The organism is Streptomyces sp. NPDC049954 (genome assembly GCF_040656295.1).
GTDB lineage: Bacteria > Actinomycetota > Actinomycetes > Streptomycetales > Streptomycetaceae > Streptomyces.
In genome coordinates this window covers 565490-591528 of the sequence record NZ_JBFALS010000001.1, presented here as the reverse complement: position 1 = coordinate 591528, position 26039 = coordinate 565490, and the positions used below count along the sequence as shown (strand labels likewise).

The 26039-nt window shown below is 74.0% G+C and carries 23 protein-coding genes; 16 read left to right on the top strand and 7 right to left on the bottom strand.

Annotation, left to right across the window (positions count from 1 at the left end):
- The first annotated feature begins 211 nt into the window (after positions 1 to 211).
- From kdpF to AB0J21_RS02460, 8 genes are all read left to right on the top strand, one after another.
- A complete protein-coding gene (gene kdpF, locus AB0J21_RS02495) occupies positions 212 to 301 on the top strand; it encodes a K(+)-transporting ATPase subunit F (RefSeq protein WP_363143897.1) in 90 nt (29 codons plus the stop codon).
- Between the two features lie 10 nt (positions 302 to 311).
- Positions 312 to 1976, top strand: coding sequence for a potassium-transporting ATPase subunit KdpA (kdpA, locus tag AB0J21_RS02490; protein WP_363143896.1), 1665 nt, complete (start codon positions 312 to 314; stop codon positions 1974 to 1976).
- The gene (gene kdpB / locus AB0J21_RS02485) at positions 1973 to 4090 is read left to right on the top strand and encodes a potassium-transporting ATPase subunit KdpB (protein WP_363143895.1); all 2118 of its coding nucleotides are present in this window, start codon (positions 1973 to 1975) and stop codon (positions 4088 to 4090) included. The genes kdpA and kdpB overlap by 4 nt, the downstream gene beginning before the upstream one ends.
- Positions 4091 to 4095: 5 nt before the next feature.
- Positions 4096 to 4761: a potassium-transporting ATPase subunit C gene (locus AB0J21_RS02480; RefSeq protein ID WP_363143894.1), complete on the top strand. Its 666-nt coding sequence runs from the start codon at positions 4096 to 4098 to the stop codon at positions 4759 to 4761.
- A 159-nt stretch (positions 4762 to 4920) separates the two neighbouring features.
- A complete protein-coding gene (locus AB0J21_RS02475; protein WP_363143893.1) occupies positions 4921 to 5763 on the top strand; it encodes a M55 family metallopeptidase in 843 nt (280 codons plus the stop codon).
- Entirely contained in the window at positions 5756 to 7108 is a 1353-nt protein-coding gene (locus AB0J21_RS02470; protein ID WP_363143892.1) for a M20/M25/M40 family metallo-hydrolase, read from the top strand. The genes AB0J21_RS02475 and AB0J21_RS02470 overlap by 8 nt, the downstream gene beginning before the upstream one ends.
- 77 nt (positions 7109 to 7185) lie before the next feature.
- On the top strand, positions 7186 to 9171 hold the full coding sequence (locus AB0J21_RS02465) for a prolyl oligopeptidase family serine peptidase (RefSeq protein WP_363143891.1): 1986 nt from the start codon (positions 7186 to 7188) through the stop codon (positions 9169 to 9171).
- Positions 9168 to 10106 carry an LD-carboxypeptidase gene (locus AB0J21_RS02460; protein WP_363143890.1) on the top strand — a complete coding sequence of 313 codons (939 nt, stop codon included), beginning with the start codon at positions 9168 to 9170 and terminating at the stop codon, positions 10104 to 10106. The genes AB0J21_RS02465 and AB0J21_RS02460 overlap by 4 nt, the downstream gene beginning before the upstream one ends.
- A 19-nt stretch (positions 10107 to 10125) precedes the next feature.
- On the opposite strand, the gene AB0J21_RS02455 is transcribed toward AB0J21_RS02460, so the two are convergent.
- Positions 10126 to 10668 (bottom strand): hypothetical protein, encoded by a 543-nt coding sequence (locus AB0J21_RS02455; protein WP_363143889.1) that lies wholly within the window; start codon positions 10666 to 10668, stop codon positions 10126 to 10128.
- 209 nt (positions 10669 to 10877) lie between these two features.
- On the opposite strand from AB0J21_RS02455, the gene AB0J21_RS02450 reads away from it, so the two are divergent.
- Both AB0J21_RS02450 and AB0J21_RS02445 read left to right on the top strand, forming a co-directional pair.
- On the top strand, positions 10878 to 12647 hold the full coding sequence (locus AB0J21_RS02450) for a CocE/NonD family hydrolase (protein WP_363143888.1): 1770 nt from the start codon (positions 10878 to 10880) through the stop codon (positions 12645 to 12647).
- Positions 12648 to 12677: 30 nt separating this feature from the next.
- Positions 12678 to 13229, top strand: coding sequence for a GNAT family protein (locus tag AB0J21_RS02445; protein ID WP_363143887.1), 552 nt, complete (start codon positions 12678 to 12680; stop codon positions 13227 to 13229).
- Between the two features lie 32 nt (positions 13230 to 13261).
- Here AB0J21_RS02445 and AB0J21_RS02440 read toward each other — a convergent pair whose 3' ends face one another.
- A complete protein-coding gene (locus AB0J21_RS02440) occupies positions 13262 to 13669 on the bottom strand; it encodes a DUF6204 family protein (protein WP_363143886.1) in 408 nt (135 codons plus the stop codon).
- Positions 13670 to 13787: 118 nt separating this feature from the next.
- Positions 13788 to 14147, bottom strand: a complete 360-nt coding sequence (locus AB0J21_RS02435) for a VOC family protein (RefSeq protein WP_363143885.1) — start codon at positions 14145 to 14147, stop codon at positions 13788 to 13790.
- Positions 14148 to 14241: 94 nt separating this feature from the next.
- Here AB0J21_RS02435 and AB0J21_RS02430 point away from each other — a divergent pair, with 94 nt between their 5' ends.
- The 3 genes from AB0J21_RS02430 (at position 14242) to AB0J21_RS02420 (ending at position 17366) form a co-directional block, all read left to right on the top strand.
- Positions 14242 to 14760 (top strand): phage holin family protein, encoded by a 519-nt coding sequence (locus AB0J21_RS02430; protein WP_363143884.1) that lies wholly within the window; start codon positions 14242 to 14244, stop codon positions 14758 to 14760.
- A 199-nt stretch (positions 14761 to 14959) separates the two neighbouring features.
- A complete protein-coding gene (locus AB0J21_RS02425; protein WP_363143883.1) occupies positions 14960 to 16831 on the top strand; it encodes a transketolase in 1872 nt (623 codons plus the stop codon).
- A gap of 202 nt (positions 16832 to 17033) precedes the next feature.
- A complete protein-coding gene (locus AB0J21_RS02420) occupies positions 17034 to 17366 on the top strand; it encodes a hypothetical protein (protein ID WP_363143882.1) in 333 nt (110 codons plus the stop codon).
- A 140-nt stretch (positions 17367 to 17506) separates the two neighbouring features.
- Here AB0J21_RS02420 and AB0J21_RS02415 read toward each other — a convergent pair whose 3' ends face one another.
- Together AB0J21_RS02415 and AB0J21_RS02410 are read right to left on the bottom strand one after the other, a co-directional pair.
- Positions 17507 to 18337 carry a class I SAM-dependent methyltransferase gene (locus AB0J21_RS02415; protein WP_363143881.1) on the bottom strand — a complete coding sequence of 277 codons (831 nt, stop codon included), beginning with the start codon at positions 18335 to 18337 and terminating at the stop codon, positions 17507 to 17509.
- Between the two features lie 174 nt (positions 18338 to 18511).
- Positions 18512 to 20053, bottom strand: coding sequence for a phosphatase PAP2 family protein (locus AB0J21_RS02410; protein WP_363143880.1), 1542 nt, complete (start codon positions 20051 to 20053; stop codon positions 18512 to 18514).
- A 103-nt stretch (positions 20054 to 20156) separates the two neighbouring features.
- Between AB0J21_RS02410 and AB0J21_RS02405 the strand changes: the two genes are divergently transcribed.
- From AB0J21_RS02405 to AB0J21_RS02395, 3 genes are all read left to right on the top strand, one after another.
- Positions 20157 to 21779: an ATP-binding cassette domain-containing protein gene (locus AB0J21_RS02405; RefSeq protein ID WP_363143878.1), complete on the top strand. Its 1623-nt coding sequence runs from the start codon at positions 20157 to 20159 to the stop codon at positions 21777 to 21779.
- A gap of 333 nt (positions 21780 to 22112) precedes the next feature.
- The gene (locus tag AB0J21_RS02400) at positions 22113 to 23408 is read left to right on the top strand and encodes an aminotransferase class I/II-fold pyridoxal phosphate-dependent enzyme (protein ID WP_363143877.1); all 1296 of its coding nucleotides are present in this window, start codon (positions 22113 to 22115) and stop codon (positions 23406 to 23408) included.
- Complete coding sequence (locus AB0J21_RS02395) at positions 23405 to 24517, top strand: MBL fold metallo-hydrolase (protein ID WP_363143876.1); 1113 nt, start codon at positions 23405 to 23407, stop codon at positions 24515 to 24517. The genes AB0J21_RS02400 and AB0J21_RS02395 overlap by 4 nt, the downstream gene beginning before the upstream one ends.
- Before the next feature lie 27 nt (positions 24518 to 24544).
- Here AB0J21_RS02395 and AB0J21_RS02390 read toward each other — a convergent pair whose 3' ends face one another.
- Positions 24545 to 25183 carry a VTT domain-containing protein gene (locus tag AB0J21_RS02390; protein WP_363144085.1) on the bottom strand — a complete coding sequence of 213 codons (639 nt, stop codon included), beginning with the start codon at positions 25181 to 25183 and terminating at the stop codon, positions 24545 to 24547.
- Positions 25184 to 25206: 23 nt separating this feature from the next.
- Positions 25207 to 25977 carry an MBL fold metallo-hydrolase gene (locus AB0J21_RS02385; protein WP_363143875.1) on the bottom strand — a complete coding sequence of 257 codons (771 nt, stop codon included), beginning with the start codon at positions 25975 to 25977 and terminating at the stop codon, positions 25207 to 25209.
- Between the last annotated feature and the right edge of the window lie 62 nt (positions 25978 to 26039).

Genomic DNA, 26039 nt, shown 5'->3' with positions numbered 1-26039 from the left:
AGCGGGACCGGTGCCGTATGGGAGCCGTCAACGCGGGTCCCGGCGTGTTCGGAAAGGGGTTTGCTCACCTTGTCCGAACAACCGTTCCGCCCGCACTTTCCCGTGCCGGCGGATGAATTCAGGAGTGCGAGATGGCCGATCTGGCCTTCGTGGTCACCACGTGCGCGGTATTCGCGCTGGTGGCCCTCGTCGCCAAAGGGGTGGCGAAACTGTGAGCGCCGAGAACGCCGTCGGCCTCGTCGTGGCCGTGGCCCTGCTGGGATATCTCGTCCTGGCGCTGGTATGTCCGGAGAGGTTCTGAGGACGCCGTCATGAGTCCAGTCCTTTCCGGTGCGCTCCAACTGCTCGCCCTCGTGGCGGCACTGGGGCTCGCGCATCGCCCGCTCGGCGACTACCTGGCGCGCGTCTACTCGGCCCGGGGACATCTGCGCGCCGAGAAATGGGTCTACCGTTCCATCGGAGCCCGTCCCGACCTCCAGATGCGCTGGCCCGCCTATCTGCGCGCGGTGCTCGCCTTTTCCCTCGTCTCGATTCTCTTCCTCTATCTGCTCCAGCGGCTCCAGGGAGTTCTTCCCGGCTCCCTCGGATTCGTCTCGATCGATCCCGACCAGGCGTTCAACACCGCCGCCTCCTTCGTCGCCAACACGAACTGGCAGTCGTACTACGGCGAGCAGGCGATGGGGCACCTCGTGCAGACCGGGGGGCTCGCCGTGCAGAACTTCGTGTCGGCCGCCGTCGGCATGGCGGTGGCCGTGGCCCTGGTCCGCGGCTTCGCCCGCTCCCGCACCGGGGAACTGGGCAACTTCTGGGCCGACCTGGTGCGCGGCACCGTACGCGTCCTGCTGCCGCTCTCCCTGGTCGCGGCCGTGCTCCTCGTCGCGTGCGGGGCGATCCAGAACTTCTCCGGCATCCACGAGGTCGGCCAGTTCTCCGGCGGGGCCCAGCAGTGGAACGGCGGGGCCGTCGCCTCGCAGGAGGCCGTGAAGGAACTCGGCACCAACGGCGGCGGCTACTTCAACGCGAATTCCGCCCACCCCTTCGAGAACCCGGATCCGCTCTCCAACCTCCTGGAGATCTTCCTCATCCTCCTCATCCCGTTCTCCCTGCCCCGTGCCTTCGGCCGCATGGTCGGCTCGCCGCGTCAGGGGTACGCGATTCTCGCCACCATGGCCGTCGTCTGGATCGGATTCACCGCCCTCATGATGGGGGCCGAATTCGCTCACCACGGGCCCGCCTTCGACCTCGCGGGCGGGGCCATGGAAGGAAAGGAGAACCGCTTCGGGGTGGGCGGTTCCTCGATTTTCGCGGTCGCCACGACACTGACCTCGACCGGCGCCGTGAACTCCTTCCACTCCTCATTCACCGGGCTCGGCGGCGGGATCACGATGCTCGGGATGCAGCTCGGGGAAGTCGCCCCGGGCGGGGTGGGATCGGGACTCTACGGAATGCTGGTCATCGCCGTGATCGCGGTCTTCGTCGCCGGGCTCATGGTCGGCCGTACCCCCGAATACCTCGGCAAGAAGATCGGCGCCAGGGAGATCAAGCTCGCGGCGCTCCACCTTCTCGTCACCCCGGCCCTGGTCCTCGGATTCACCGCCGTCGCGATGGCCCTGCCGACGCCCGCGCACTCGATGACGAACTCGGGGGCGCACGGATTCTCGGAAATCCTCTACGCCTACACCTCGGGCGCCAACAACAACGGTTCCGCCTTCGCCGGGCTCAACGCCGACACCCAGTGGTTCAACACGACGATCGGCCTCGCGATGCTCCTGGGCCGCTTCCTGCCGATGGTGCTCGTGCTCGCACTGGCCGGCTCCCTCGCCGGGCAGCGGCCGGTACCGGAGACGGCCGGGACGCTGCGCACCGGGAAACCGCTGTTCTCCGGGCTGCTCCTCGGCACCCTCCTCATCGTCACCGCGCTCACCTACTTCCCGGCGCTCGCGCTGGGACCGCTCGCCGAAGGGCTCGCCTCATGAGCACCACGACACCCGTCCGGGCCCCCCGCCCGGAACGGGCCCGGCACGATCTCCCGCGCCCCGGCCGGGGAGGCTCCGGGCTGTTCGGCCCCGCCCCACTGCTGCGCGCGCTCCCGCAGGCGCTGTGCAAACTCGACCCGCGCGTCATGGTCAGGTCGCCCGTCCTGTTCGTGGTCGAGGTCGGCTCGGTCCTCACCACGGTCCTCGCCTGCCTGCGCCCCGGGGACGGTTTCGGCTGGGCCGTCACGGCCTGGCTGTGGCTCACCACGATCTTCGCGAACCTCGCGGAGGCGGTGGCCGAGGGCCGGGGCAAGGCGCAGGCCCAGGCGTTGCGCCGGGCCCGCAGTGAGGCTGTCGCGCGGCGGATCGTGGGCCGCGCCGAGGAGCGGGTGCCCGGCACCCGGCTGAACGTCGGCGACCTCGTGGTGTGCGAGGCGGGCGACCTCGTCCCCGGCGACGGCGACGTGGTCGAGGGCGTCGCCTCGGTGGACGAGTCGGCGATCACCGGCGAGTCCGCCCCCGTCCTGCGTGAGTCCGGCGGCGACCGCTCGGCCGTCACCGGCGGTACGAGAGTCCTGTCCGACCGCGTCGTCGTCCGCATCACCGCCCGGCCCGGTGAGACCTTCGTCGACCGCATGATCGGCCTCGTCGAGGGCGCGGCCCGGCAGCAGACGCCCAACGAGATCGCCCTCAACATCCTGCTGGCCTCGCTGACCGTCGTCTTCCTGCTGGCCGTCGTCACCCTCCAGCCCTTCGCGCGCTACGCCGGGGCCGAACAGTCCACGACCGTGCTCACCGCCCTGCTGGTGTGCCTGATCCCCACGACCATCGGGGCCCTGCTGTCCGCCATCGGCATCGCCGGAATGGACCGGCTCGTGCGCCGCAACGTGCTCGCGACCTCGGGGCGCGCGGTCGAGGCGGCCGGTGACGTCTCGACGCTGCTGCTCGACAAGACCGGAACCATCACCTTCGGCAACCGGCGGGCCGTCGCGCTGCTGCCGGCAGCAGGCGTCGACGCGGCCGAACTCGCCGGGGCCGCCCAGCTCTCCTCCCTCGCCGACGAGACCCCCGAGGGCCGGTCCGTCCTCGTCCTCGTCCAGGAGCGCCACGGACTGCGCGAGCGGCGGCGCGAGGAACTGCCGCGCGCCGAGTGGGTCGGCTTCTCGGCCCGCACCCGGATGTCGGGCGTCGACCTGGCCGACGAGGGCCCGGACGGCCCCCGGCGGATCCGCAAGGGCGCCACCGCGGCCGTCCTCGCCTGGGTCCGGGAACACGGAGGCCGGCCGGCCCCCGACGCGACCCGGACCGGCGAGGAGATCGCGCGGGCGGGCGGCACCCCGCTGCTCGTCGCCGTTCAGGACGCGGCCGGGGCCCGGGTCCTGGGCGTCGTCCACCTCAAGGACGTGGTCAAGCCCGGGATGCGGGAGCGCTTCGACGAACTGCGCCGCATGGGCATCAGGACCGTCATGATCACCGGGGACAACCCGGTCACCGCGCGGGCCGTCGCCGAGGAGGCCGGGGTCGACGACTACCTCGCGGAGGCCACGCCCGAGGACAAGATGGCCCTGATCACCCGCGAGCAGTCCGGCGGGAAGCTCGTCGCGATGACCGGCGACGGGACCAACGACGCCCCCGCCCTCGCCCGGGCCGACGTCGGCGTGGCCATGAACACCGGCACCTCCGCCGCCAAGGAGGCCGGGAACATGGTGGACCTGGACTCGGACCCGACCAAACTCATCGAGATCGTCGCGATCGGCAAACAACTGCTCATCACGCGCGGCGCGCTGACGACCTTCTCCCTCGCCAACGACGTGGCGAAGTACTTCGCGATCATCCCCGCGATGTTCGCCGCCGCCCGTCCCGGACTCGACCGGCTCAACATCATGCGCCTGGACTCCCCGGAGTCGGCGATCCTCTCCGCCGTGATCTTCAACGCGCTGATCATCGTCGCGCTGGTCCCGCTCGCCCTCAAGGGCGTGCGCCACCGCGCGGCGGGGGCCGACGCGCTGCTGCGCCGCAACCTCGCCGTCTACGGCCTCGGCGGCCTGCTCGCCCCGTTCGCCGGCATCAAACTCATCGACCTGCTCGTCTCCCTCGTCCCTGGCATCGGGTGACCCTCATGAACACTTCCGTGGGCGGCGCGGGCCGCCTCCTGTGGGCCGCGCTGCGCGCCCTGATCGTCCTGACCCTCCTGGCCGGGGTGATCTACCCCCTGGCCGTCACCGGTATCGGCCAAGGGCTCTTCTCCGACCGGGCGAACGGCTCGCGGATCGAGGAGGACGGCCGCGTGGTCGGCTCCCGGCTCATCGGCCAGCGCTACGAACTCCCCCTCAAGAAGGGAGAGGACACTCCACGACCGGATCTCAGGTGGTTCCAGCCCCGCCCCGCGAACGGGCTCGGCACCAACAGCGTCAACACCCAGTACGCGCTGATCCTCTCCGGGGCCACCAACCGCTCCGGCGACAACCCCGAACTCCTCCGGTGGGTCGAGGAGGCCAGGGCCGCCGTGGTCAGGGACAACTCGACGCCCCGCTACCGCGTCGACCCGGCCCGGGTGCCCGCCGACGCCGTGACCTCCTCCGGCTCCGGGCTCGACCCCGACATCTCGCCCGCCTACGCCCGGCTCCAGGTGCACCGCGTCGCCGAACACAACGGACTGCCCGTGGGCCGGGTGGCGCAACTGGTCGCGCGTCACACGGACGGCCGCGTCCTCGGCTTCCTCGGCGAACCGCGGGTCAACGTCCTCGAACTCAACGTCGCCCTGCGGGAGATGACCGGCGGCTGAGCGGGGCGGCCCGGTACGCCTCCTCCCAGGGGCGGCTCCTCGTCGGGGGAGCCGCCCTCCGCGCGCCCTCCGCACCGCGTGGCCCCACCATTGACCTGGGGCGGTGCCGCAAGATCTACTCGGACGGCCGAGGACGGTGCAGGGCGGAGGGAGAGTGGTGTGCGGATTCTGATCAGCGCCGACATGGAGGGCGCGACGGGTGTCACCTGGCCGGGTGACGTGCTGCCCGGCACCCCTCTGTGGGAACGGTGCAGACCCCTGTTCACCTCCGACGTGGACGCCGCCGTCAAGGGCTTCTACGACGGCGGCGCCGACTCCGTCCTCGTCAACGAGGCCCACTGGAGCATGCGCAACCTGCTGCTGGAACGCATGGACGAGCGCGTCGAGATGCTCACCGGCAAGCACAAGGACCTCAGCATGGTCGAGGGCGCCCAGTACACCGGTGCCCGGCAGGCCGACGCGATCGCCTTCGTCGGCTACCACGCGGGCGCCGGGATGGAGGGCGTCCTCGCGCACACCTTCCTCGCCAACCAGCTCACCGGGGTCTGGCTCGACGGAGTGCGCGCGAGCGAGGGACTGCTCAACGCCCACCTCGTCGCCGAGTACGGCATCCCCGTCGTCCTCGTCACCGGCGACGACCGCGCCTGCGAGGACGCCGAGGGCTACGCGCCCGGGGCGAAGAAGGTCGCCGTCAAGGACCACGTGTCCCGGTACGCCGCGATCTGCCGCACCCCCTCCCGCACCGCCGCCGACATCCGCGCGGCCGCCAAGGAGGCCGCGGCGCTCGCCGGACGGTACGAACCGGTGCGCGGCGGACCGTTCACGATCGAGATCGAGTTCGACGCCGCCCACCTCCCGCAGACCGTCACCGCCGTCCCCGGCGTCGAACGCTCCGGGGAGCGCCGGGTGAGTTTCGAGAGCCCGACGATGTACGAGGCGTACCGCACCTTCAAGACGGTGTGCACGATCGCCTCCTCGGCCGTGGAGGAGCAGTATGGCTGACCGCACCGCACCCCGGGAGCAGCCCGAGGGGGCCGACGCCCGCGCCCTCGACGAGGTCGTCACGTACACCTCCGAGCTGATCCGCATCGACACCACCAACCGGGGCGGCGGCGACTGCCGGGAACGCCCGGCCGCCGAGTACTGCGCCGAGCGCCTCGCCGACGCCGGACTCGACCCCGTGCTGCTGGAGCGCACCCCGGGCCGCGCCAACGTCGTCCTGCGCGTCCCCGGCACCGACCCCCGCGCCGAGGGGCTGCTCGTGCACGGCCACCTCGACGTGGTGCCCGCCGACCCCGCCGAGTGGAGCGTCGACCCGTTCTCCGGCGAGGTGCGCGACGGCGTCGTATGGGGGCGCGGCGCGATCGACATGAAGAACATGGACGCGATGATCCTCGCGGTCCTGCGCTCCTGGCAGCGCACCGGGGTCCGGCCGCGCCGGGATGTCGTGGTCGCCTTCACCGCCGACGAGGAGGCGAGCGCCGCCGACGGCTCCGGGTTCCTCGCCGAGCAGCACGCCGACCTCTTCGAGGGCGTCACCGAGGGCGTCAGCGAGTCCGGGGCCTTCACCTTCCACGACGGCGCGGGCAACCAGCTCTACCCGATCGCGGCGGGGGAGCGCGGCACCGGCTGGCTGGAGCTGACCGCGCGCGGCCGCGCCGGGCACGGCTCGAAGGTCAACCGCGCCAACGCCGTCAGCCGGCTCGCCGCCGCCGTCACCCGCATCGGCGAGCACGTGTGGCCGGTGCGGCTCACCCCGACGGTGCGGGCCGCCCTCGCCGAACTCGCCGAGCTGTACGGCGTCGCCGTCGACGTCGACGCCCCGGACCTCGACGTGGACCAGCTGCTCGGCAAGCTCGGACCGGCCGCCGCCCTCGTCGAGCCGACCGTGCGCAACAGCAGCAACCCGACCGTGCTGAACGCCGGTTACAAGGTCAACGTCGTCCCCGGCGAGGCCACCGCCATGATCGACGGGCGTTTCCTGCCGGGCGCCGAGGACGAGTTCCGCGCGACCCTCGACGAACTGACCGGACCGGACGTCGACTGGGCCTTCCACCATCGCGAGACCGCCCTCCAGGCACCCGTCGACTCCCCGACCTTCGCCCGGATGCGGGCCGCCGTCGAGGAGTTCGCCCCCGAGGGCCGCACCCTTCCGTACTGCATGTCCGGCGGCACCGACGCCAAGCAGTTCTCCCGGCTCGGCATCACCGGATACGGCTTCTCACCGCTCAGGCTCCCGGCGGGCTTCGACTACCAGAAGCTGTTCCACGGCGTGGACGAACGCGTCCCCGTCGACGCCCTGCACTTCGGGGTCCGGGTCCTCGACCGCTTCCTGCGCACCGCCTGACCGGTCCACCGCACGAGCCCGCGCCGCGCCGCCGTAGACAGCGCCGCGCGGGAGAGACGACGAAGAGGAAGAGCACCATGGGAGTCACCCCGCTGCCGTACGGCACCTGGCCCTCACCGATCGACGCCAGGACCGCCGCGAGCCACGACGGCCGCCCCGAGTACGCCGCCTACGTGGGCGAGGAACTGTGGTGGACCGCGCCCCGCCCCGCGGAGGGCGGCCGACGCGCCCTCGTACGGCAGCGGGCCGGGGGCACCGAGGAGACGGTGCTGCCCCTCCCGTGGAACGTACGCAACCGCGTCATCGAGTACGGCGGCGCCCCCTGGACCGGCCGCCCCGGCCCGGACGGGCCCCTCGTCGTCTTCTCCCACCACGACGACCAGCGGCTCTACGCGGCCGAGCCGGACGGGCCCGCCGCCGAGCCCCGCCCGCTCACCCCGCTCTCCGTCGTCGGCGAGGGGCTGCGCTGGTGCGACCCCGTGTTCGCGCCCGCCGGCGACGAGGTGTGGTGCGTCCTGGAGGAGTTCACCGGCGCGGGTCCCAGCGACGTACGCCGCGTCCTCGCCGCCGTCCCGCTCGACGGCTCGGCCGCCGAGGACCGCTCCGCGATCCGTGAACTGAGCGACGACAGCCACCGCTTCGTGACCGGGCCCCGGCTCTCCCCGGACGGCCGGCGCGCCGTGTGGCTCGCCTGGGACCACCCCCGGATGCCCTGGGACGGCACCGAACTCAAGATCGCCGAGGTCGGCCCGGAAGGTGTCTTCGGCCCGGCCCGCACCCTCATCGGCGGGCCCGGCGAGGCCGTCGCCCAGGCCGAGTGGGCGCCCGACGGCAGCCTCCTGGCCGCCACCGAACGCGGCGACTGGTGGAACCTGTACCGCGTCGACCCAAAGGACGGCACCGCCGTCAACCTGTGCCCGCGCGCCGAGGAGTTCGGCGGACCGCTCTGGAAGATCGGGCTGCGCTGGTTCGCGCCGCTGGCAGGCGGGCTGATCGCCGTCGTCCACGGCGAGGGCACCACCGCGCTCGGCGTCCTCGACCCGGCGACCGGCGGACTCGTCGACACGGCGGGCGAGTGGACCGAGTGGGCCCCCTCCCTCGGCAGCGAGGGCACCCGCGTCGTCGGCATCGCCGCGAGCCCGCGCAGCGGCTACGAGATCGTCGAACTCGACACCGGCACCGGACACGCCCGCGTCGTCGCCGCCCGCCACGAGGACGCCGTCGACCCCGCCTACTACCCGCCCGCCGAGGCCCGCACCTTCACCGGGCCCGGCGGCCGCGAGGTGCACGCCCACCTCTACCCGCCGCACCACCCCGAGGCCACCGGGCCCGAGGGCACCGCGCCGCCCTACGTCGTGTGGGCGCACGGCGGGCCCACCGGGCACTCCCCGCTCGTCCTCGACCTGGAGATCGCCTACTTCACCTCACGGGGTATCGGCGTCGCCGAGGTCAACTACGGCGGCTCCGTACGCCACGGCAGGGCCTACCGCGAACGACTGCGCGAGCAGTGGGGCGTCGTGGACGTCGAGGACTGCGCCGCCGTCGCCCGCGCGCTGGCCGACGAGGGCCTCGCCGACCCCGAACGGCTCGCGATCCGGGGCGGCTCCGCAGGTGGCTGGACCACGGCCGCCTCGCTCACCGCGACCGACCTGTACGCGTGCGGCACGATCCTCTACCCGATCCTCGACCTCGCGGGCTGGGCGGAGGGGGAGACCCACGACTTCGAGTCCCAGTACCTGGAGAGCCTCGTCGGCCCGCTCGCCGAAGTCCCCGAACGGTACGCCGAGCGCTCCCCCGCCCAGCACCCCGAGGACATCACCGCGCCCTTCCTGATCCTCCAGGGCCTCGACGACCCGATCTGCCCGCCGCGCCAGTGCGAACGCTTCCTCGGCCGGATCTCCGGACGCGGCGTCCCGCACGCCTACGTCACCTTCGAGGGCGAGAGCCACGGCTTCCGCCGCGTGGACACCCTGATCCGCGTCCTGGAGTCCGAACTCTCCCTGTACGCCCAGACCTTCGGTTTCCCCGCCGCCGAGGTCCCGCACCTGGAGCTGCGCCCGTGACCGAGCCCCTGACCCCGCTGACCCGGCCCGCACGGCTGCGTCCCGGCGCCCGGGTCGCGGTCGTCGCCCCGAGCGGCCCCGTCCCCGAGGACCGCCTCCAGTCCGGCCTCGACCTGCTGCGCGGCTGGGGCCTGGACCCGGTGGCCGCACCCCACGTCCTGGACCGACACGCCGAGTTCGGCTATCTCGCGGGCACCGACGCCGACCGGGCCGCCGACCTTCAGTCGGCCTGGTGCGATCCGGCGGTCGACGCGGTGTTCTGCGCGCGCGGCGGGTACGGCGCCCAGCGGATGGCCGACCTCCTCGACTGGGAGGCGCTGCGCGCGGCCGGACCCAAGGTCTTCCTCGGCTACAGCGACATCACCGCCCTGCACGAGAGCTTCGCCCGGCGCCTGGGCCTCGCGACGCTGCACGGGCCGATGACCGCCGGGGCCGACTTCCTGAAGAACCAGCGGGCCCAGGACCACCTGCGCGCGACCCTCTTCGCCCCCGAGACCGTACGGGTCCTCGAAGCGGCGCGGGGCGGCGCCCTCGTGCCCGGGAGCGCGCGGGGCGTCACCTTCGGCGGCTGCGTGAGCCTGCTCGCCGCCGAGATCGGCACCCCGCACGCCCGCACGAGCGGCGCGGGCGGACTGCTGCTCCTGGAGGACGTGGGGGAGGAGCCCTACCGCCTCGACCGCATCCTCACCCAGCTGTTGCGCTCCGGCGTCCTGGACGGGGTGCGCGGCGTGGTCCTCGGCTCGTGGCAGGACTGCGGTCCCTACGAGGAGGTGCGCGCCGTCCTGCGCGACCGGCTCGCCCCGCTCGGCGTCCCGGTCCTCGAACACTTCGGCTTCGGCCACGACGAGGGCGCGCAGACCCTCCCGCTCGGTGTACGTGCCACCCTCGACGCGGACGCGGGCACGCTGACACTGGAGGAACCGGCGCTCGTGTGAACCCCGGGGCCCGCCCGGCTCAGCGCGGCAGGCCCCAGGCGTCCAGAACGGCCGAGGCCACCTCGGCAACCGTGAGCGGGCCGACGTCGACGCCGAAGTCCTCGACACCGGCCCGCTCCAGGATCGCGTCCAGTTCGCCGCACCGGTCCAGGTGCCAGTCCAGGGCGGCCGGTTCCCCGGCATGCCTGCGGGCCAGCCGGTCACGGACCAGCGGCAGGGCCACGCGCAGCCGGCACACCGACAGCGGGACGCCGACCGCCCGCGCGTACCGCTCCCGGTCCGGCGCGTCCTCCGCGACCCCGGCGAGTACGAGCACGAGGGCTCCGGCCTCCAGGCAGTGGGCGGCGACATCGCGCAGGTTCAGCGCGAGCAGACCGGTGCGGAAGGGGTCGCCGGGCGGGGCCGGCCAGAGCCGGCACAAGGCGTCCAGGTCCAGCACCGCGTGCGGCACCCGCGCCTCGGCCAGCAACGCGCCCACCGCTTCGGCCACCGAGGTCTTCCCGGCGCCGACGGTACCGCTGATCAGGAGCGAACGGGGCGGGAAGGACGCGGTGCGGGACATGCGCGCACCGTATCCGGCTTCCCCGTGAGCCGGCACACGGGCTTCCGCGAGGCATTTCCCCGCACCGCGACAACTCCCGTCCCTGCTGAAGCGTGCGTAGCGGTTTTTACGGGCATGTCTCCCACGTCATGACATTCCTGATGTGCCGTCATGGGTGAAGGGCCACGTGTTCCCGGTCCCTTCCGCCCCCTTCGCCCGCCGGAGTACGTGTGCGCCGCCCTCGCCGTCCCCCGCTCCTCGTCCTCGTCCTGCTGGCCCTGCTCACCGTCCTGCTGCCCGCGGGAACCGTGCGGGCGGCGGCCCGGGCCGAGGTGACGGCGCTGCGCCTGACCGTGCAGGCGGGCGGACGCAGGTGTGTCGTGGACGCCGACCTGTACCGGCCGGCGGGCGCCTCCGCAGCCGGTCCGGTGCCCGCCGTGCTCACGACCAACGGCTTCGGCGGCAGCAAGCGGGACGGCACGACCGACGCCCTCGCCCGCTCCGTGTCCGCCCAGGGCTACGCGGTGCTCGCCTACTCGGGCCTCGGGTTCGGCCGCAGTGGTTGCCCCATCACGCTCGACGATCCCGCCGTGGACGGCAGGGCCGCCTCCGGGCTCGTGGACTTCCTCGCGGGCCTGCGCACCGCCGACGATGGGACCCGCGTCGACTTCGTGACCCTCGACGGCCCCGGCGACCCCAGAGTCGGCATGATCGGCGGGAGTTACGGCGGGGCCGTGCAGTTCGCGACCGCCTCGCGCGACCACCGCGTCGACGCCCTCGTCCCGCTCATCACCTGGCACGACCTGGCGCACTCCCTCTTCCCCGACCTCGCGGACGCCGGGGCCGGGGTGCACAAGTGGCGCTGGACCAGCGGCTTCTGGGCCATCGGTGAGGCGCAGGGGCTGCTGCATCCCCGGCTCGACCCGTCCAGGACCGGCGGGGGTGGCTGCGTGCACATGGTCGCGGGCGCCTGCGCCTTCAAAGGGCTGCTCGACTCCGGGCGCTACCTGCCAGGACCCACCGCCAAGGCCCTGCGCTACGCGCGCGGCGTGTCACCGGCCTCGTATCTCGGCACCGTCCGCGCCCCGGCACTGCTGGTACAGGGGCAGGCGGACAGCCTGTTCACCCTGGACGAGGCCGAGGCGACCTGGCGGCGGCTGCGCGCCCAGGGGGTGCCGTCCGCGTTGATCTGGCAGTCCTGGGGACACAGCGGCGGGCTCCGTTCGCCGCAGCCCGGCGAACTGGACCTCATGGGAACGGACCTCGGCGCGAGCTGGACCGGTCGGCGCATTCTCGACTGGTTCGACCACTACCTGCGGCGCGGCCAGGGCCCCCGGTCCGCCGCGCCCGGCCCGGCGTTCGCCTACTTCCGCGACTGGGCGCCCGGTTACGCGCAGGCCCCGGCCCCACCCGCTCCCCGCCACGTCCTGCACGTGTCGGGCGCTCCCGACGGGGCCGGCAACGGCAGTCTGGTCGCCGAAGCGGACGCGGTCCGCCCGGACACCCGCACGTACCGCAACGGCCCCCTCCCCACGAGCCACACCGAGAACCCCTTCGCCCAGCTCTCCGAACACGTCCCCGACCCGCCGCCGTACGACGTGCCCGGCAGCCATCTCGGCTGGAGCACCGCGCCGTTGACCGCCCCGCTCGACGTCGTCGGCAGCCCCCGGGCCACCTTCCGCGTCGAGGCGCCCGGGGCGGCGCGGGCCCAGGGGGCGGCGGACCTCGCGCGTCGGCTCGTCCTGTTCGTCAAGGTGCTCGACGTCGCCCCGGACGGCACCGCGCGGCCGGTCCGCCGACTCGTCGCCCCGGTCCGGGTGCCGGACGTGAACCGCCCGTTCACGGTGCGGCTGCCCGGCCTCGTGCACCGGTTCGCCCCCGGCCACCGGCTGCGGCTCGTGGTGGCGGGCAGCGACGACGCGCACTACGGCAACAAGGCCGCGTACTCCGTGCGTGTCCGGGAAGGGGTGCTGCGACTGCCCACGGCGTCCGGGCGCTGAGCGGCGGCCGACGACGGCTACCCTGGCCCGATGCCTGAATATGCCACCTATCTCGCCGAGGGCGAGCGCGTCGCCGTGCGCCCCCTCACCCTGGACGACGCGGACGAGTTCACCGCGCGGGCCCGCGAGAGCGTGTCCCTGCACCACCCCTGGCTCCAGCCGCCGCGGGACGCGGCCGGTTTCGCGGCCTGGGCCGGCCGCCTCGTCGAGGAGCCCGGACGGGCCGGCTTCCTCGTGTGCACGCGGACGGACGACGCCGCCGCCGGCTACGTGGCCGTCAACAACATCGTGCACGGCGCCTTCCGTTGCGGGGCGCTCGGCTACGGCGCCTTCGCGCACGCCGCCGGTCGCGGGCTCATGACGGAGGGCCTCGGCCTCGTCGTGCGGCACGCCTTCACCGCGCTCGGCCTGCACCGGCTGGAGATCAACGTGCAGCCCGGCAACGCCGCCTCGATCGCCCTCGCGCGCCGCCTCGGATTCCGGCACGAGGGCTTCTCGCCCGACTTCCTGTTCATCGACGGCGCCTGGCGCGACCACGAACGGTTCGCGCTCACGACGGAGATGGCGAACCTCGGAGCGTAAGGGAGAGCACGGGGAACTTGATGGGCGGCAGGTCAGCGGCCGCGTTCCCGGTTGATCTTCATGGTGTCGAGATCGGTGACGGTGGAGCGCAGATCGCGGTAGCCGAACCCGCGCCGCCGCAGCTCCGTCTCCACCCGCTCCTCGGCGAGGGCCGCCGCCATCTCCTCGCCGTCCTCGGCGGCCGAACGCAGCTCGAAGCGGTAGGAGAACGGCTTCAGCGTCCGGTCGTAGCTGAGCGAGCCCTCCTCGGTGAACCGCATCGCCGCCAGATCCCGGGCCTGATCCGCCCCGGCGAGCAGTTCGGCGCGCGCCGCGTCCGTCAGCCCGTCCCACACGCCCCGGACGATGACGCGGTACGTGTGCTGCTCCGGGCCGGCGGCGACGGTCGCCGAGGTACCGGTCGCCGAGGTGCCGGGGCCGAGGGGGGAACGCTCGCTCATGAGGTGCCGTTCTGGGTGAGGAGCCGGTGCGGGTCGGGACCCACCGTAGAAGGCGCCTCGCCTGTCGCGCATCAGGGTTTGGGGCGCCTCCTCCGAGCCGGTTCCCGGGCCGGTCCGGTCAGCCGGCGGCGGCCCCGCCCTGGTCGGCGTACTCGAACACGGAGCCGTCCGGGTGCATCGCGATCAGGTTGCGGCCCGCCGGGGTGCCGACCGGGCCGGCGATGACCCGCGCGCCCGAGGCGGTGAGGACCTGGGCGGTCTCCTCCACGTCCCGCACCGCGATCGTCGCCGCGACGCGGCGCAGCACTTCGAGTTCCGCCTCCGGCCCGCTCATCAGCAGGAAACAGCCCACCGCCGCGACCGACACGCCCCCACGCTCGAAACGCTGCGCGGGCCGGCCCGCGAGGCGCTCGTAGAACGGGACCATGACCTCCAGGTTGTCCACGCAGACGCGCAGCGTGGTGCCGAGAATCTCCATACCCGCGAGCCTAGTTGGCCCGGCCGCCGGCCGTGATCGTTTCGCGCCGACTGCTGCCGGGCGTCACGCGCCCCGCTGCGGGTACCCGCCGGACATGACTGGCACCGAACCCATCCGAAACGCCGCCCCCTCAGCCGGGCGGCCGGCGGGCACCGGGGCCGGCGCCCTTGGCGACACCCTCGCCGAAGGACGCCCCGACCGTGCCCTGGCCGCCGAACTCACCGAGGCGCTGCGCGAGAGCGTGCGCGAGGAGCTGCGCGAGGCCGCCCGCACCCAGCGCCGTACCGCCTCGCTGTACGCGGGCTCGGGGGCGAGCGCCTGCTACGCGGGCGCGGCCCTCTCCCTCGCCGTGGGCCTCCTGCTCGCCCTGGTCCTGCCCGGCTGGCTCGCCGCACTGATCACCGCGGTCCTGCTCGCCGGTCTCGCCTTCCTGCTGCGCGAGCAGGCGAGGAACGGGAAGGGCCCGGGGGCCCGGCCGCACGCCCCGTCGCCGTCCGGGAAGGGGCAGGACGGCGGCGACCGCGACCGGCCCGGGGGCCCCGGGACGGCGCCCGGCGCGGTGGACGTTCCGCCGCTGCCGCAGGAGCCGCCCGCCGTGCCGCCGAGGCCGTAGCTGCCCATACTGGGAGGAAGCGGACGGTTCCGGGACGTTTGGGCGCTGAGGGGGCGGGGACTCGAACAGTCCCCGCCCCGCTTCGTGCCGGTGGTCGCCTCGACGGGCCTTCCGCGCAGCAGGCCCGTCGGTGCGAGGTGCCGGCGATGCCGCCGAGTGGAACCGTAATCGAACGCGAAATCGAACGAAAGAAGTGACCATGCGGAGCGTCACCATGAACCCGGACGATCTGATCGAGCTGGCCGAACTGGGCCAGCAATTGCGGGTCGACTCGATCCGTGCGACCGACGCGGCCGGTTCGGGGCACGCGACGTCCTCGATGTCCGCCGCCGACCTCGTGGCGGTCCTCTTCGCGCGCCATCTGCGCTACGACTTCGACCAGCCGGACCTGCCCGCCAACGACCGTTTCATCCTGTCCAAGGGGCACGCCTCCCCGGTGCTGTACTCCGCGTTCAAGGCGGCCGGGGTGGTCAGCGACGAGGAACTGCTCACCTTCCGCAAGAAGGACAGCAGGCTCGACGGCCACCCCACCCCCCGCATCCCGTGGGTCGACGTGGCGACCGGCTCGCTCGGTCAGGGACTGCCGGTCGGCGTCGGCATGGCGATGGCCGCCAAGGACCTCGACCGGGTCGACAACCGGGTCTGGGTGCTGTGCGGGGACAGCGAGATCGCCGAGGGCTCCGTGTGGGAGGCCGCCGAGGCGGCGGGCGCCGCCCACCTCGACCACCTCACCGCGATCGTGGACGTCAACCGGCTCGGCCAGCGCGGGCCCACCCGGCACGGCCACGACCTCGACGCCTACGCCCGCCGTTTCCACGCCTTCGGCTGGCACACCATCGAGATCGACGGCCACGACATCGAACAGATCGACGCGGCGTACCACGAGGCGGAGTCCACGGCCGGGAAGCCCACGGTGATCCTGGCGCGCACCCTCAAGGGCAAGGGCGTCGAGGCCGCCGCCGACCGCGAGGGCCTGCACGGGAAGCCGCTCGCCGACCCCGAGGAGGCCATCGAGGAACTGGGCGGCATCCGCGATCTGCGTATCCAGGTCAGGTCCCCCGAGGACACGAAGCAGGCCCCCGAGCGCAAGGGCGGCAAGGTCCAACTGCCGAGCTATCCCAAGGGCGGTGACGAGGTCGCGACCCGTAACGCCTTCGGTGAGGCGCTGGCCGCGCTGGGCGGGGCCCGGCGGGACGTCGTGGTGCTCGACGGGGAGGTCGGCGACTCGACGCGCGCCGAGTTCTTCGCCAAGGAACACCCCGAGCGCTACTTCGAGCTGTACATCGCCGAACAGCAGCTGATCGCCGCCGCGGCCGGGATGTCGACGCGTGGCTGGACCCCGTACGCCGCCACCTTCGCCGCCTTCCTCACCCGCGCCCACGACTTCATCCGGATGGCGGCCGTCAGCGATGTGCAGCTGTGCCTGGCCGGCTCGCACGCGGGCGTGGCCATCGGGGAGGACGGCCCGTCGCAGATGGGCCTCGAAGACCTCGCGATGCTGCGGGCCGTGCACGGCTCGACCGTGCTCTACCCGTGCGACGCCAACCAGACGGCCCAGCTCACCGCCGCCATGGCGGACCTGTCGGGCGTCTCCTACCTACGCACCTCGCGCGGCAAGAACGCCGTGCTCTACGGCCCCGAGGAGACCTTCCCCGTCGGCGGCTCCAAGGTGCTGCGCTCCGGCGGGGCGGACCGGCTCACGATCGTCGCGGCCGGCCAGACCGTGCACGAGGCGCTCGCCGCGGCCGAGACGCTGGCGGCCGAGGGCATCGAGGTGCGGGTGATCGACCTCTACTCGGTCAAGCCGGTCGACAAGGAGACGCTGCGCACGGCCGCCGAGGAGACCGGCTGCCTGGTCAGCGTCGAGGACCACCACCCGGAGGGCGGTATCGGCGACGCCGTCGCCAGTGCCTTCGACGACGGCCGGCCCGCGCCGCGCCTGGTCCGCCTCGCGGTGCGTACGATGCCGGGTTCCGCGACCCCCGAGGAGTCGCTCGCCGCCGCCGGGATCGACGCGGACTCCGTCGCCGCCTCCGTACGGCTGCTCGTCGGCGAGGCCGTCGTCGGCTGAGCCGGCGGGCCGCCGTCCTCGGCCCACCACCGGAAAGCCGCCGTAAAAATCCGTAGGGGCCGCCCGCTGTGGGCGGCCCCTACGGGGGTACACGGCCCCTGCGGGCCGCCTGACGGGGGTTCCGCCAGGCAGGTTCCACGGGAGAGTGGCCCGGCCGTACGGGAATCGGGACAGGACGGCACACCATGAATCGGACAGCACCATGAATCGGCTCGCACTGGGCATCGCACTCGGCGTCGGCTACCTGCTGGGCCGCACGAAGAAGGCCAAGCTGGCCTTCGCCATCGGCACGGCCGTCGCGGGACAGCGCCGCCCGCTCACCTTCCAGGGGGTCAGCGGCGTCGTCGCCGACCACCTGCGGGAGCCGGTGCGCGACTACCTGGGGGCCAACCCGCAGTACGCCGAGCTCCTCGACCAGATGCGCGACCGCGCGGGCGACGCGGCCCACGGACTGCTCACCCGCACGATCGACGGCCTCGCCGACCACGTGCAGGACCGCGCGGACGTACTGCGCGACCGGACGGCCGGGGGCTGACGGGCGGTCGGGGGCGCTGACGGGCGGTCGGCGAGGCCACCGGCGAGACCCCCGCGCGTGACACGGCGCCTCGCCTCCTCGTGCACCTTTCTGATGCCGACAGTGAGACCCCCGCGCGTGACACGGCGGGCCGGACCGGCTCAGACCCGGCAGAGGATCTCGCCGTGCAGCGCGCTGAACCACGCGTCCGGCCGCCGGCCCCACTCCCGCCACGCCTGGGAGACGGCGGTCAGCTCCTCGTGCGTCGCGTGGCCCCCGCCCGTCGCGCGCTCGGCGTAGGCGGAGGCGAGCGTACGGTCGGCCCACAGGCCGCTCCACCACGCCCGCTCCTCGTCGTCGGCGAAGCACCAGGTGCTCGACGTCGAGGTGACGTCGGTGAAGCCGGCGGCCAGCGCCCAGGACTTCAGGCGCCGCCCCGCGTCCGGTTCCCCGCCGTTGGCGCGGGCCACCCGCTCGTACAGGTCCAGCCAGTCGTCCATGCCGGGGGAGGACGGGTACCAGGTCATCGCGGCGTAGTCCGCGTCGCGCACCGCCACCAGACCGCCCGGCTTCACGACCCGCCGCATCTCGGTCAGCGCGCGGACCGGGTCCCCGACGTGCTGGAGCACCTGGTGGGCGTGGACCACGCAGAAGGTGTCGTCCGGGTAGTCCAGGGCGTGGACGTCGGCCACGGCGAAGTCCGTGTTGTCCAGCCCGCGGCCGGCCGCCTCGGCCGCCGCCTTCTCCAGGACCTCGGCCGAGGCGTCCACCCCGGTGACGTGCCCCTGGGGGACGAGCGCCGCCAGGTCGGCGGTGATCGTCCCGGGCCCGCAGCCGATGTCCAGGACGCGCATGTGCGGTTTCAGGTGGTCGATCAGGTACGCGGCGGAATTGCGCGCCGTGCGCCAGGTGTGGGAGCGGAGCACCGACTCGTGGTGTCCGTGGGTGTAGACGGCGGTCTCGTGGTGCGGTGCTTCGGCGTCACGGGTCATGACTTTCAGCTCCCTCGCTGGGACGAACGCACGGAAAACGGCCTACGGCGACCGCGCGGCCGCTGCCTGGCTCGTGCGATCACCGTACGCCGCGATGTCGAGTGTTGAGACGCCCGTATTGATATGTGAGATGGGGGAGTGTGGGGGCGGAGGGCGGTGCGGCGCGGGGACGGATCAGATCACGAGCGGCCGGTACACCGTCAGCGCCTCGTGCAGCTTGTCGAGTTCGACGGTGCCGCCCGCCTCGCTGATCTCCCCGTCGTGGGCGAGCGGGGTGCCCGGCTCGATGCCCTCGACCCGCAGCCGCTTGAGGCGCTGCGCCGCGTGGAACGGGGACCGGGACAGCGGGCCCGCGAGCGCCGCGCCCAGCAGCCGCACCCCCGGCAGACGTCCTCCGTGCACGGTGCGGACGTCGAGCAGCCCGTCGGCCAGGTCGATGCGCCGGCCCGCCGTCAGCCCGGGCCGGCTGTAGATGCCGTTGCCCGCGAACAGCAGCCACATCGGCTCGCGGTGCCCGCCGATGTCCGCGTGCAGCGGATGGTCGCGGCGCAGCACGTGCAGCGCGGCCACGACGTCGGCGAGCCGCCCGCCGACCTTCCCCGACCAGCGCTCCCGCTCCCGCACCAGCTCCGGGTACACCCCGAGGCTGAAGGTGTTGAGGAAGATCCCCTCGGTCATGCCCTCGCCCTCGCCCCGGCAGTCGGTGCGAAAGCGTCCCACGTCCACCGACACGGCCTCGCCGCGCTCCACGGCGCGGTAGGTGTCACGCGGATCCTCTATCCCGAGGTCGTACGCGAAGTGGTTGAGCGTCCCGCCCGGCAGGACCGCGAGCGGCAGACCGTGCCGCAGCGCCACCGTGGCCGCCGTGGAGAGCGAACCGTCGCCGCCGCTGATGCCGAGCGCCCGGGCCCGGGACGCCGCCTTCTCCAGCTCCTCGGGCAGCGCCTCGCCCTCGCACTCGACGATCTCCGCCTCCGGGAGCGCGTCCTTGAGCGAGCGGACCCGGTCGGGGGAGCCGGCCCCGGTGTTCACGACGACGACCAGGCCCGCTCCGCGCGGCAGTTCGGGCGCGCCGACCATGGGCCGCCCGGGAGCGGGAAGCTGACTGCGGGTCGGTACGAGACCCCGTACGGCGAGCGCCGCACCCGCGCCCAGCGCCGCACCCGCCAGGACGTCGCTCGGATAGTGGACCCCGGTGTAGACCCGGGAGGCGGCCACCGAGGCGGCGAGCGGCGCGACGGCGGCGCCCCAGCCCCGCGACTCCAGGGCCACGCCCGTGGCGAAGGCGGCGGCGGAGGCGGCGTGCCCGGAGGGGAAGGAGGTCGTGACCGGCTGCCGCTTGAGCTGCCGCACGAGCGGCACCGTGTCCAGTATCGGGCGGGCCCGGCGCACCGAACGCTTGCCCACCGTGTTGACCGTCGCGGAGGCCAGCGCGAGCGAGGCGAGCCCGCGCACCGCCGCCCGCCGGGCCCGCGGCGAACCGGTCGCGGCCAGCGCCGCGCCCACCGCGCACCACAGCACCCCGTGGTTGGCGGCGCGGCTGAGCCGGGGCAGTACCTGCTCCGCCCCCGGCCAGCGGTGCGCCGCCGCGGCCTTGAACACGGTCATGTCGAGTGCGGTCAGCCGGTCCCGCAGCACGGGCCCCGGGCGCGGGCCCCGCAGCGACTCGGCGATCCTGGCGGCCGGGGACGGAGTGAGGTCGACGTCGGGAGACATGGCGCACACGTACCCCGCCCCGCCCCGATCACCCCTGCTGACCGGCGGCGGCGCGCGGGAAACAGGTTTGCCCGCCACTCGTCCGGCCGACGACAATGCGGCCATGGGACATCTCGAAGCAGCACACGTGGAGTACTACCTGCCCGACGGGCGGGCGCTGCTGGGGGACGTCTCGTTCCGCGTCGGCGAAGGGGTGGCAGCCGCCCTCGTGGGCCCCAACGGCGCGGGCAAGACGACGCTGCTCAAACTCCTGTCCGGTGAGCTGAAACCGCACGGCGGCTCGGTCACGGTCAGCGGCGGCCTCGGCGTCATGCCGCAGTTCATCGGCTCCGTACGCGACGAGAGCACCGTCCGCGACCTGCTGGTCTCGGTATCCGGCCCGCGCATCCGGGAGGCCGCCCGGGCCGTCGACCGCGCCGAGCACGCGATCATGACCGTGGACGACGAGTCCGCCCAGCTCGCCTACGCCCAGGCCCTCTCCGACTGGGCCGAGGTACGCGGCTACGAGGCGGAGACCCTGTGGGACGTGTGCACCGTCGCCGCGCTCGGCATCCCCTACGACACGGCGCAGTGGCGCCAGGTGCGCACCCTGTCGGGCGGAGAGCAGAAGCGGCTCGTCCTGGAGGCGCTGCTGCGCGGCACCGACCAGGTCCTGCTGCTCGACGAACCGGACAACTACCTCGATGTCCCGGGCAAGCGCTGGCTGGAGGAGCGACTGCGCGAGACCCGCAAGACCGTCCTCTTCGTCAGCCACGACCGCGAACTGCTCTCCAGCGCCGCCGAGCGCATCGTGAGCGTCGAACCCGGCCCCGCTGGCGCCGACGCCTGGGTGCACGGCGGCGGGTTCTCCACCTACCACGAGGCCCGCAAGGAGCGCTTCGCCCGCTTCGAGGAACTGCGCCGGCGCTGGGACGAGAAGCACGCACAGCTCAGGACGCTCGTGCTGAACCTGCGCCAAGCCGCCGAGAACAGCCCCGCCATGGCCTCGCGCTACAGCGCCGCCCAGACCCGGCTGCGCAAGTTCGAGGAGGCCGGACCGCCGCCGGAGCCGCCGCGCGAGCAGGACATCCGGATGCGGCTGCGCGGCGGCCGCACCGGGCTGCGCGCCGTCACCTGCCAGGGCCTGGAGCTGTCCGGCCTGATGAAACCCTTCGACCTGGAGGTCTTCTACGGCGAGCGGGTCGCGGTCCTCGGCTCGAACGGCTCGGGGAAGTCCCACTTCCTGCGGCTGCTCGCTGGCGGCGAGGTCGCCCACGAAGGGCTCTGGAAGCTCGGCGCACGCGTCGTCGCGGGGCACTTCGCGCAGACCCACGCCCATCCGGAGCTGCGGGGCCGCACCCTGCTCGACATCCTGTGGCGCGAACACGCGAAGGACAAGGGCGCGGCCATGTCCCTGCTGCGCCGCTACGAGCTGACCCAGCAGGCCGAGCAGCGCTTCGAGCGGCTGTCCGGCGGCCAGCAGGCCCGCTTCCAGATCCTCCTGCTCGAACTGGCCGGCTGCACGGCGCTCCTGCTCGACGAACCGACCGACAACCTCGACCTGGAGAGCGCGGAGGCCCTCCAGGAGGGGCTGGAGGCGTTCGAGGGCACCGTGCTCGCGGTCACCCACGACCGCTGGTTCGCCCGCTCCTTCGACCGCTTCCTCGTCTTCGGCCAGGACGGCCGGGTCCGGGAGACGCCGGAGCCGGTGTGGGACGAGCGGCGGGTCGCTCGCGCTCGGCACTGAGGGGGTGGCGGGGGTGGCGGCCTGCGGCCTGCCACTTCGTCCTCAAGCGCCGGACGGGCTGTAACGCGCCTGAGGCGCTTGTCCTCAAACGCCGGACGGGCTGGATTTGCGCCCACCCGGGGCTTTTCAGCCGTCCGGCACTGTCCAACCCGCCCGGCACGTTTGCCAGCCCGTCCGGCGTTTGAGGACACCCGAGGCAGCGGGACAATCTTCCAGCCGGTCCGGCGTTTGAGGACACCCGCCGGCCGCAGGCCGCGAAACTGGAGGGGCGGGGCCCGCGGCCGTACGGCAAGGTGGTACCCGAACCGTTCGACCCGCGGAAGCAGGAGCGGCATGGCGGACCCTTCGTACGGACGGCCCGGCGCGCCGTCGCCGGACTCCGGCCTGCCCGCGCTTCCCGGACTCATCGCGGCCCTGGGCGCCGGCCCGTCCCGTGCCGCCGCCGGCCTCCCCACCGCCGCCTGCGACTACTGGGCGCGCCGCGGACTGACCACCGCGCCCGCGCAGACGGTCGCCGCCCCCGGCGGCCCCGCCCTCCTGCTCGCCCTGGCCGCCGCGACCGGCGGCGACGTCCTCGTCCCCCGGCCCTGCGCCGCCTGGTGGGCCCCCGGGGTCCGTCTCCTCGGCCGCACCGCGTACCCCGTACCGGCGCCCGCCGAGTCCGGCGGCGTCCCCGACCCGTACGCCCTCCTGGAGACGGTCCGCCGGGTCCGCGCGGAGGGCGGCGATCCCCGGCTGCTGATCGTGTCCGTCGCCGACGACCCCACCGGGACCCTGCCCGAACCCGAGGCGCTGGACGAGGTGCTGCGGGCCGCCGCCGACACCGGGCTCACCGTTCTCAGCGACGAGACCTGGCGCGACACCGTCCACGACCCCGCGGCGCCCGCCCTGCTGAGCCCGGCCGCCATCCACCCGGAGGGCGTCGTCGTCCTGACCGACCTGGCGGGCGCGTTCCTGCCGGCCGACTGGCCCGCCGCCGTCGCCCGCTTCCCGGCCGGCGCCGCCGGTGCCGCACTGCGCGAGCACACCCTTGACGCGCTCAGCGCGCAGGGCGCCCCGCTGGCCGGGCCCCTCGCCGCCGCGGCGGCTCACGCGCTCACCGAGCCGGCCGAGGCCACCTCCCGGCTGCGCGCCGTGAACCGCACCCACGGGGCGCTCGCCCGCGCCGCCCACCGCGCGGTCCGCGCCGCCGGGGCCCTGGCCCTGCCGCCGCGCGCCGGCCGCTGCCTGTACGTCGATCTCGAACCGTTGCGCGCCCCGCTGGCCGCCCGGGGCGTGGCCGACGCGCGGGACCTGGAGCTCCACCTCGGCGAACGGCTCGGCATGCCGGTGCCCGGCGGACACCGCTTCGGCGACGAACTGACAGCCCTGCGCGTCCGCGTGTCGACCGCGTCGCTACTGCGCTCAACCAGGGAGGGCCGGGCCGCGTCCCTCACCGCGTCGGAGCCCCTCGAATTGCCCGGTGCGGACCGAGCGTTGAGCATGTTCGCAGCGGTCTTCGACGCTCTGGCGGCCGGCGAGGGCGCCGAGCCGGGCGAAAGGGCCGTCACGCAGGCCGGGGCCGAAGCGCGCGCAGCCGACAGCGACGCGCGCGGCGGCCGGGCGCACCGAAGGGAGCCGCACCGATGAACGCGCAGCCGCCGACCGGCCCTCAGCCGGAAGCGACGCGGGACCCCGACGAGGGCCGCACCCCGGCAGGGGGCTCGCGGCCCGCGCCGCCACCGGACGCTCCCACGGCTCCCGGCGCCTCGCCGACCGGGCTGCGCACACTCTCCGGAGCGGCGGCGCCCCGTCCGCTCGGCGAGGTCCGTCGCTGGCCGCAGACCTTCGCCGACCGGCTCGGCGCCCCGCTGCCCGGACTGCGCGCCTACGCCCGGCTGCTGCGCGAAGGCGCCGTACGCCCCCGGGCCGAGGGCCTCGCGGACATCCCCCGGCTGCCCTACGCCCCGCAGCCGCTGCCCGAGGCCGCCCCCGGCACGGTCGCCGTGGCCTGGGTCGGCCACGCGACCTGGGTCGTGCGCATCGGCGGGCTCACCGTCCTCACCGACCCCGTGTGGTCCCGCCGCATCCTCGGCACGCCCGCCCGCGTCACCCCCGTCGGTGTCCCGTGGAGCGCGCTGGGCCGGGTGGACGCCGTCGTGCTCAGCCACAACCACTACGACCACCTCGACGCGCCCACCGTCAAACGCCTGCCCCGCTCCACCCCCGTCCTCGTGCCCGCCGGGCTGGGCGGCTGGTTCCGACGGCGCGGGTTCACGAGCGTCACCGACCTCGACTGGTGGGAGGCGGCCGAGGTAGGCGGCGTCCGCTTCGACTTCGTACCGGCGCACCACTGGTCCAAACGCGGGGTCCGCGACACCTGCCGGACGCTGTGGGGCGGCTGGGTCATGACGGCGCCCGGCGGCAGACGCGTCTACTTCGCGGGCGACACCGGATACGGACCGGCCTTCGCGGAGATCGGCCGCAGACACCCCGGGATCGACCTCGCGCTCATGCCGATCGGCGCGTACGACCCGCGCTGGTGGCTGCGCGACGTGCACTGCGACCCGGAGGAGGCGGTCCGCGCCGTCGAGGACCTCGGCGCGCGCCGGATGGCGCCCATGCACTGGGGCACGTTCCTGCTGTCCTCGGAACCCGTGCTGGAACCGCTGCTGCGCACCCGGGCGGCCTGGCGCGCGGCCGGCCGCGACCGCGCCGACCTGTGGGACCTCCCGGTGGGCGGCTCCCGCACGCTGTAGACGGGCGTCACACGTCCCGGTGGCGTCTCACGCCCGCGCCTCGCCCGTCTCGGAGCCGCGCCTGCGCAGCCGGCGCCACAGCGAGGGGCCGCCGCTGATCAGCAGGGTCACGGCGATCGCCGCCACCACGCCCTGCCAGGGCTCGGGGAACAGCGAACCGCCCAGGATGCCGATGAGCTGGTACGTCACCGCCCAGGCCACGCACGCCGGAAGATTGCCCCGGACGAACGTGCGCATCGGCATCTGCGCGAGCAGACAGGCCAGCATGACCGGAATCCGTCCGCCGGGGACGAGCCGCGACAGGACCAGGACCATGACGTTGTTGTCGTCGAGCTTGTGGCGCGCCTGCTCCAGCCGGTCGGCGGGCGCCCTGTCGCGCAGCGCGTTCAGCCACCGCGAACCGTGCTCCGAGCGCATCCCGCGCTGCCCCAGCCAGTACAGCGCGACGTCCCCGAGGAACGCGGCCGGCGCGGCCGAGGCGAAGACCATGAGCAGCGGGAACGGGAGGCTCTGGTGGAAGGCGACCACGGCCGAGGAGCTGACGAGGACACCGGTGGGGATGACGGGGACGAGCGCGCCCAGCATCACGAGCACGAACAGCGTCGGATAGCCCACCGCCTGCTGCGTGACGCCCGGCACCTTGTCGGCGGCGACCGCGAGCAGCAGGCCGCCCCGGTGCAGCGGCGGGATCACCGGGCGACCTCGGGGCGCACGCTCTCGCCGTGCCCGAGCAGATGCACCGACACCTCGGGGGCGAGCCGGGCGGCCTGGCGTACGAACTCCTCGCCCGGCGTGTGGAACTCGTGCGGCCGCACCCCCGCCATGCCGATCGGCCAGTACGTGCCGTAGTGGACCGGGACCGCGCTGCGCGGTCCGATCGCGCTCAGCGCCCGCGCGGCCCGCTCGGGGTTCAGATGCTCGTGACCGAGCCCCGGTCCCCAGCCGCCGACCGGGAGCAGCGCGATGTCGACCGGCCCGGCCTCCTTGGCCATGTCCTCGAACAGTCCGGTGTCCCCGGCGAAGTAGGTGCGCGCCTGTCCGGACACGACGTAGCCGAGGGCGGGGGAGCGCTGCGGGCCCACCGGCAGCCGCCGGCCGTCGTGCCGGGCCGGCACCGCCCGCACCGTCAGCTGCCCGATCCGCACCTCGTCACCCGGGGCGACCTCGGTGAGCTCCAGGTGCCGCAGGCGCCGGCCGAGACCGGGAACGGACCGCCGCGCGCCCTTCGGCAACAGCAGCGGGATGCCGGGGGCCAGGCGCGCGAGAGAGGGGACGTGCAGGTGGTCGGAGTGCAGGTGCGACACGAGGACCCCGTCCACGCGCAGCGCCGTCGCGGGCGGCAACGCGCCCTTGCGGCGCCGCAGGTGGGCCAGGCGCCGCACGAGCACCGGATCGGTCAGCACACGCGTCCCCGAGTCCTCGACGGTGCAGGTGGCGTGGCCCCACCAGGTGATCTCCACCGGTCCCGCTCCCCTTCCCTCCACAGCCCGCCGTATCCGGGCCCGTGCCCCGAGCGTACGGG

Bases quoted from the DNA above. Each gene is read 5' to 3' on its own strand.
- kdpA (WP_363143896.1), top strand. From the start codon at position 312: ATGAGTCCAGTCCTTTCCGGTGCGCTCCAACTGCTCGCCCTCGTGGCG.
- kdpB (WP_363143895.1), top strand. From the start codon at position 1,973: ATGAGCACCACGACACCCGTCCGGGCCCCCCGCCCGGAACGGGCCCGG.
- AB0J21_RS02480 (WP_363143894.1), top strand. From the start codon at position 4,096: ATGAACACTTCCGTGGGCGGCGCGGGCCGCCTCCTGTGGGCCGCGCTG.
- AB0J21_RS02470 (WP_363143892.1), top strand. From the start codon at position 5,756: ATGGCTGACCGCACCGCACCCCGGGAGCAGCCCGAGGGGGCCGACGCC.
- AB0J21_RS02465 (WP_363143891.1), top strand. From the start codon at position 7,186: ATGGGAGTCACCCCGCTGCCGTACGGCACCTGGCCCTCACCGATCGAC.
- AB0J21_RS02455 (WP_363143889.1), bottom strand. From the start codon at position 10,668: ATGTCCCGCACCGCGTCCTTCCCGCCCCGTTCGCTCCTGATCAGCGGT.
- AB0J21_RS02445 (WP_363143887.1), top strand. From the start codon at position 12,678: ATGCCTGAATATGCCACCTATCTCGCCGAGGGCGAGCGCGTCGCCGTG.
- AB0J21_RS02440 (WP_363143886.1), bottom strand. From the start codon at position 13,669: ATGAGCGAGCGTTCCCCCCTCGGCCCCGGCACCTCGGCGACCGGTACC.
- AB0J21_RS02435 (WP_363143885.1), bottom strand. From the start codon at position 14,147: ATGGAGATTCTCGGCACCACGCTGCGCGTCTGCGTGGACAACCTGGAG.
- AB0J21_RS02430 (WP_363143884.1), top strand. From the start codon at position 14,242: ATGACTGGCACCGAACCCATCCGAAACGCCGCCCCCTCAGCCGGGCGG.
- AB0J21_RS02425 (WP_363143883.1), top strand. From the start codon at position 14,960: ATGCGGAGCGTCACCATGAACCCGGACGATCTGATCGAGCTGGCCGAA.
- AB0J21_RS02420 (WP_363143882.1), top strand. From the start codon at position 17,034: ATGAATCGGCTCGCACTGGGCATCGCACTCGGCGTCGGCTACCTGCTG.
- AB0J21_RS02415 (WP_363143881.1), bottom strand. From the start codon at position 18,337: ATGACCCGTGACGCCGAAGCACCGCACCACGAGACCGCCGTCTACACC.
- AB0J21_RS02410 (WP_363143880.1), bottom strand. From the start codon at position 20,053: ATGTCTCCCGACGTCGACCTCACTCCGTCCCCGGCCGCCAGGATCGCC.
- AB0J21_RS02405 (WP_363143878.1), top strand. From the start codon at position 20,157: ATGGGACATCTCGAAGCAGCACACGTGGAGTACTACCTGCCCGACGGG.
- AB0J21_RS02400 (WP_363143877.1), top strand. From the start codon at position 22,113: ATGGCGGACCCTTCGTACGGACGGCCCGGCGCGCCGTCGCCGGACTCC.
- AB0J21_RS02395 (WP_363143876.1), top strand. From the start codon at position 23,405: ATGAACGCGCAGCCGCCGACCGGCCCTCAGCCGGAAGCGACGCGGGAC.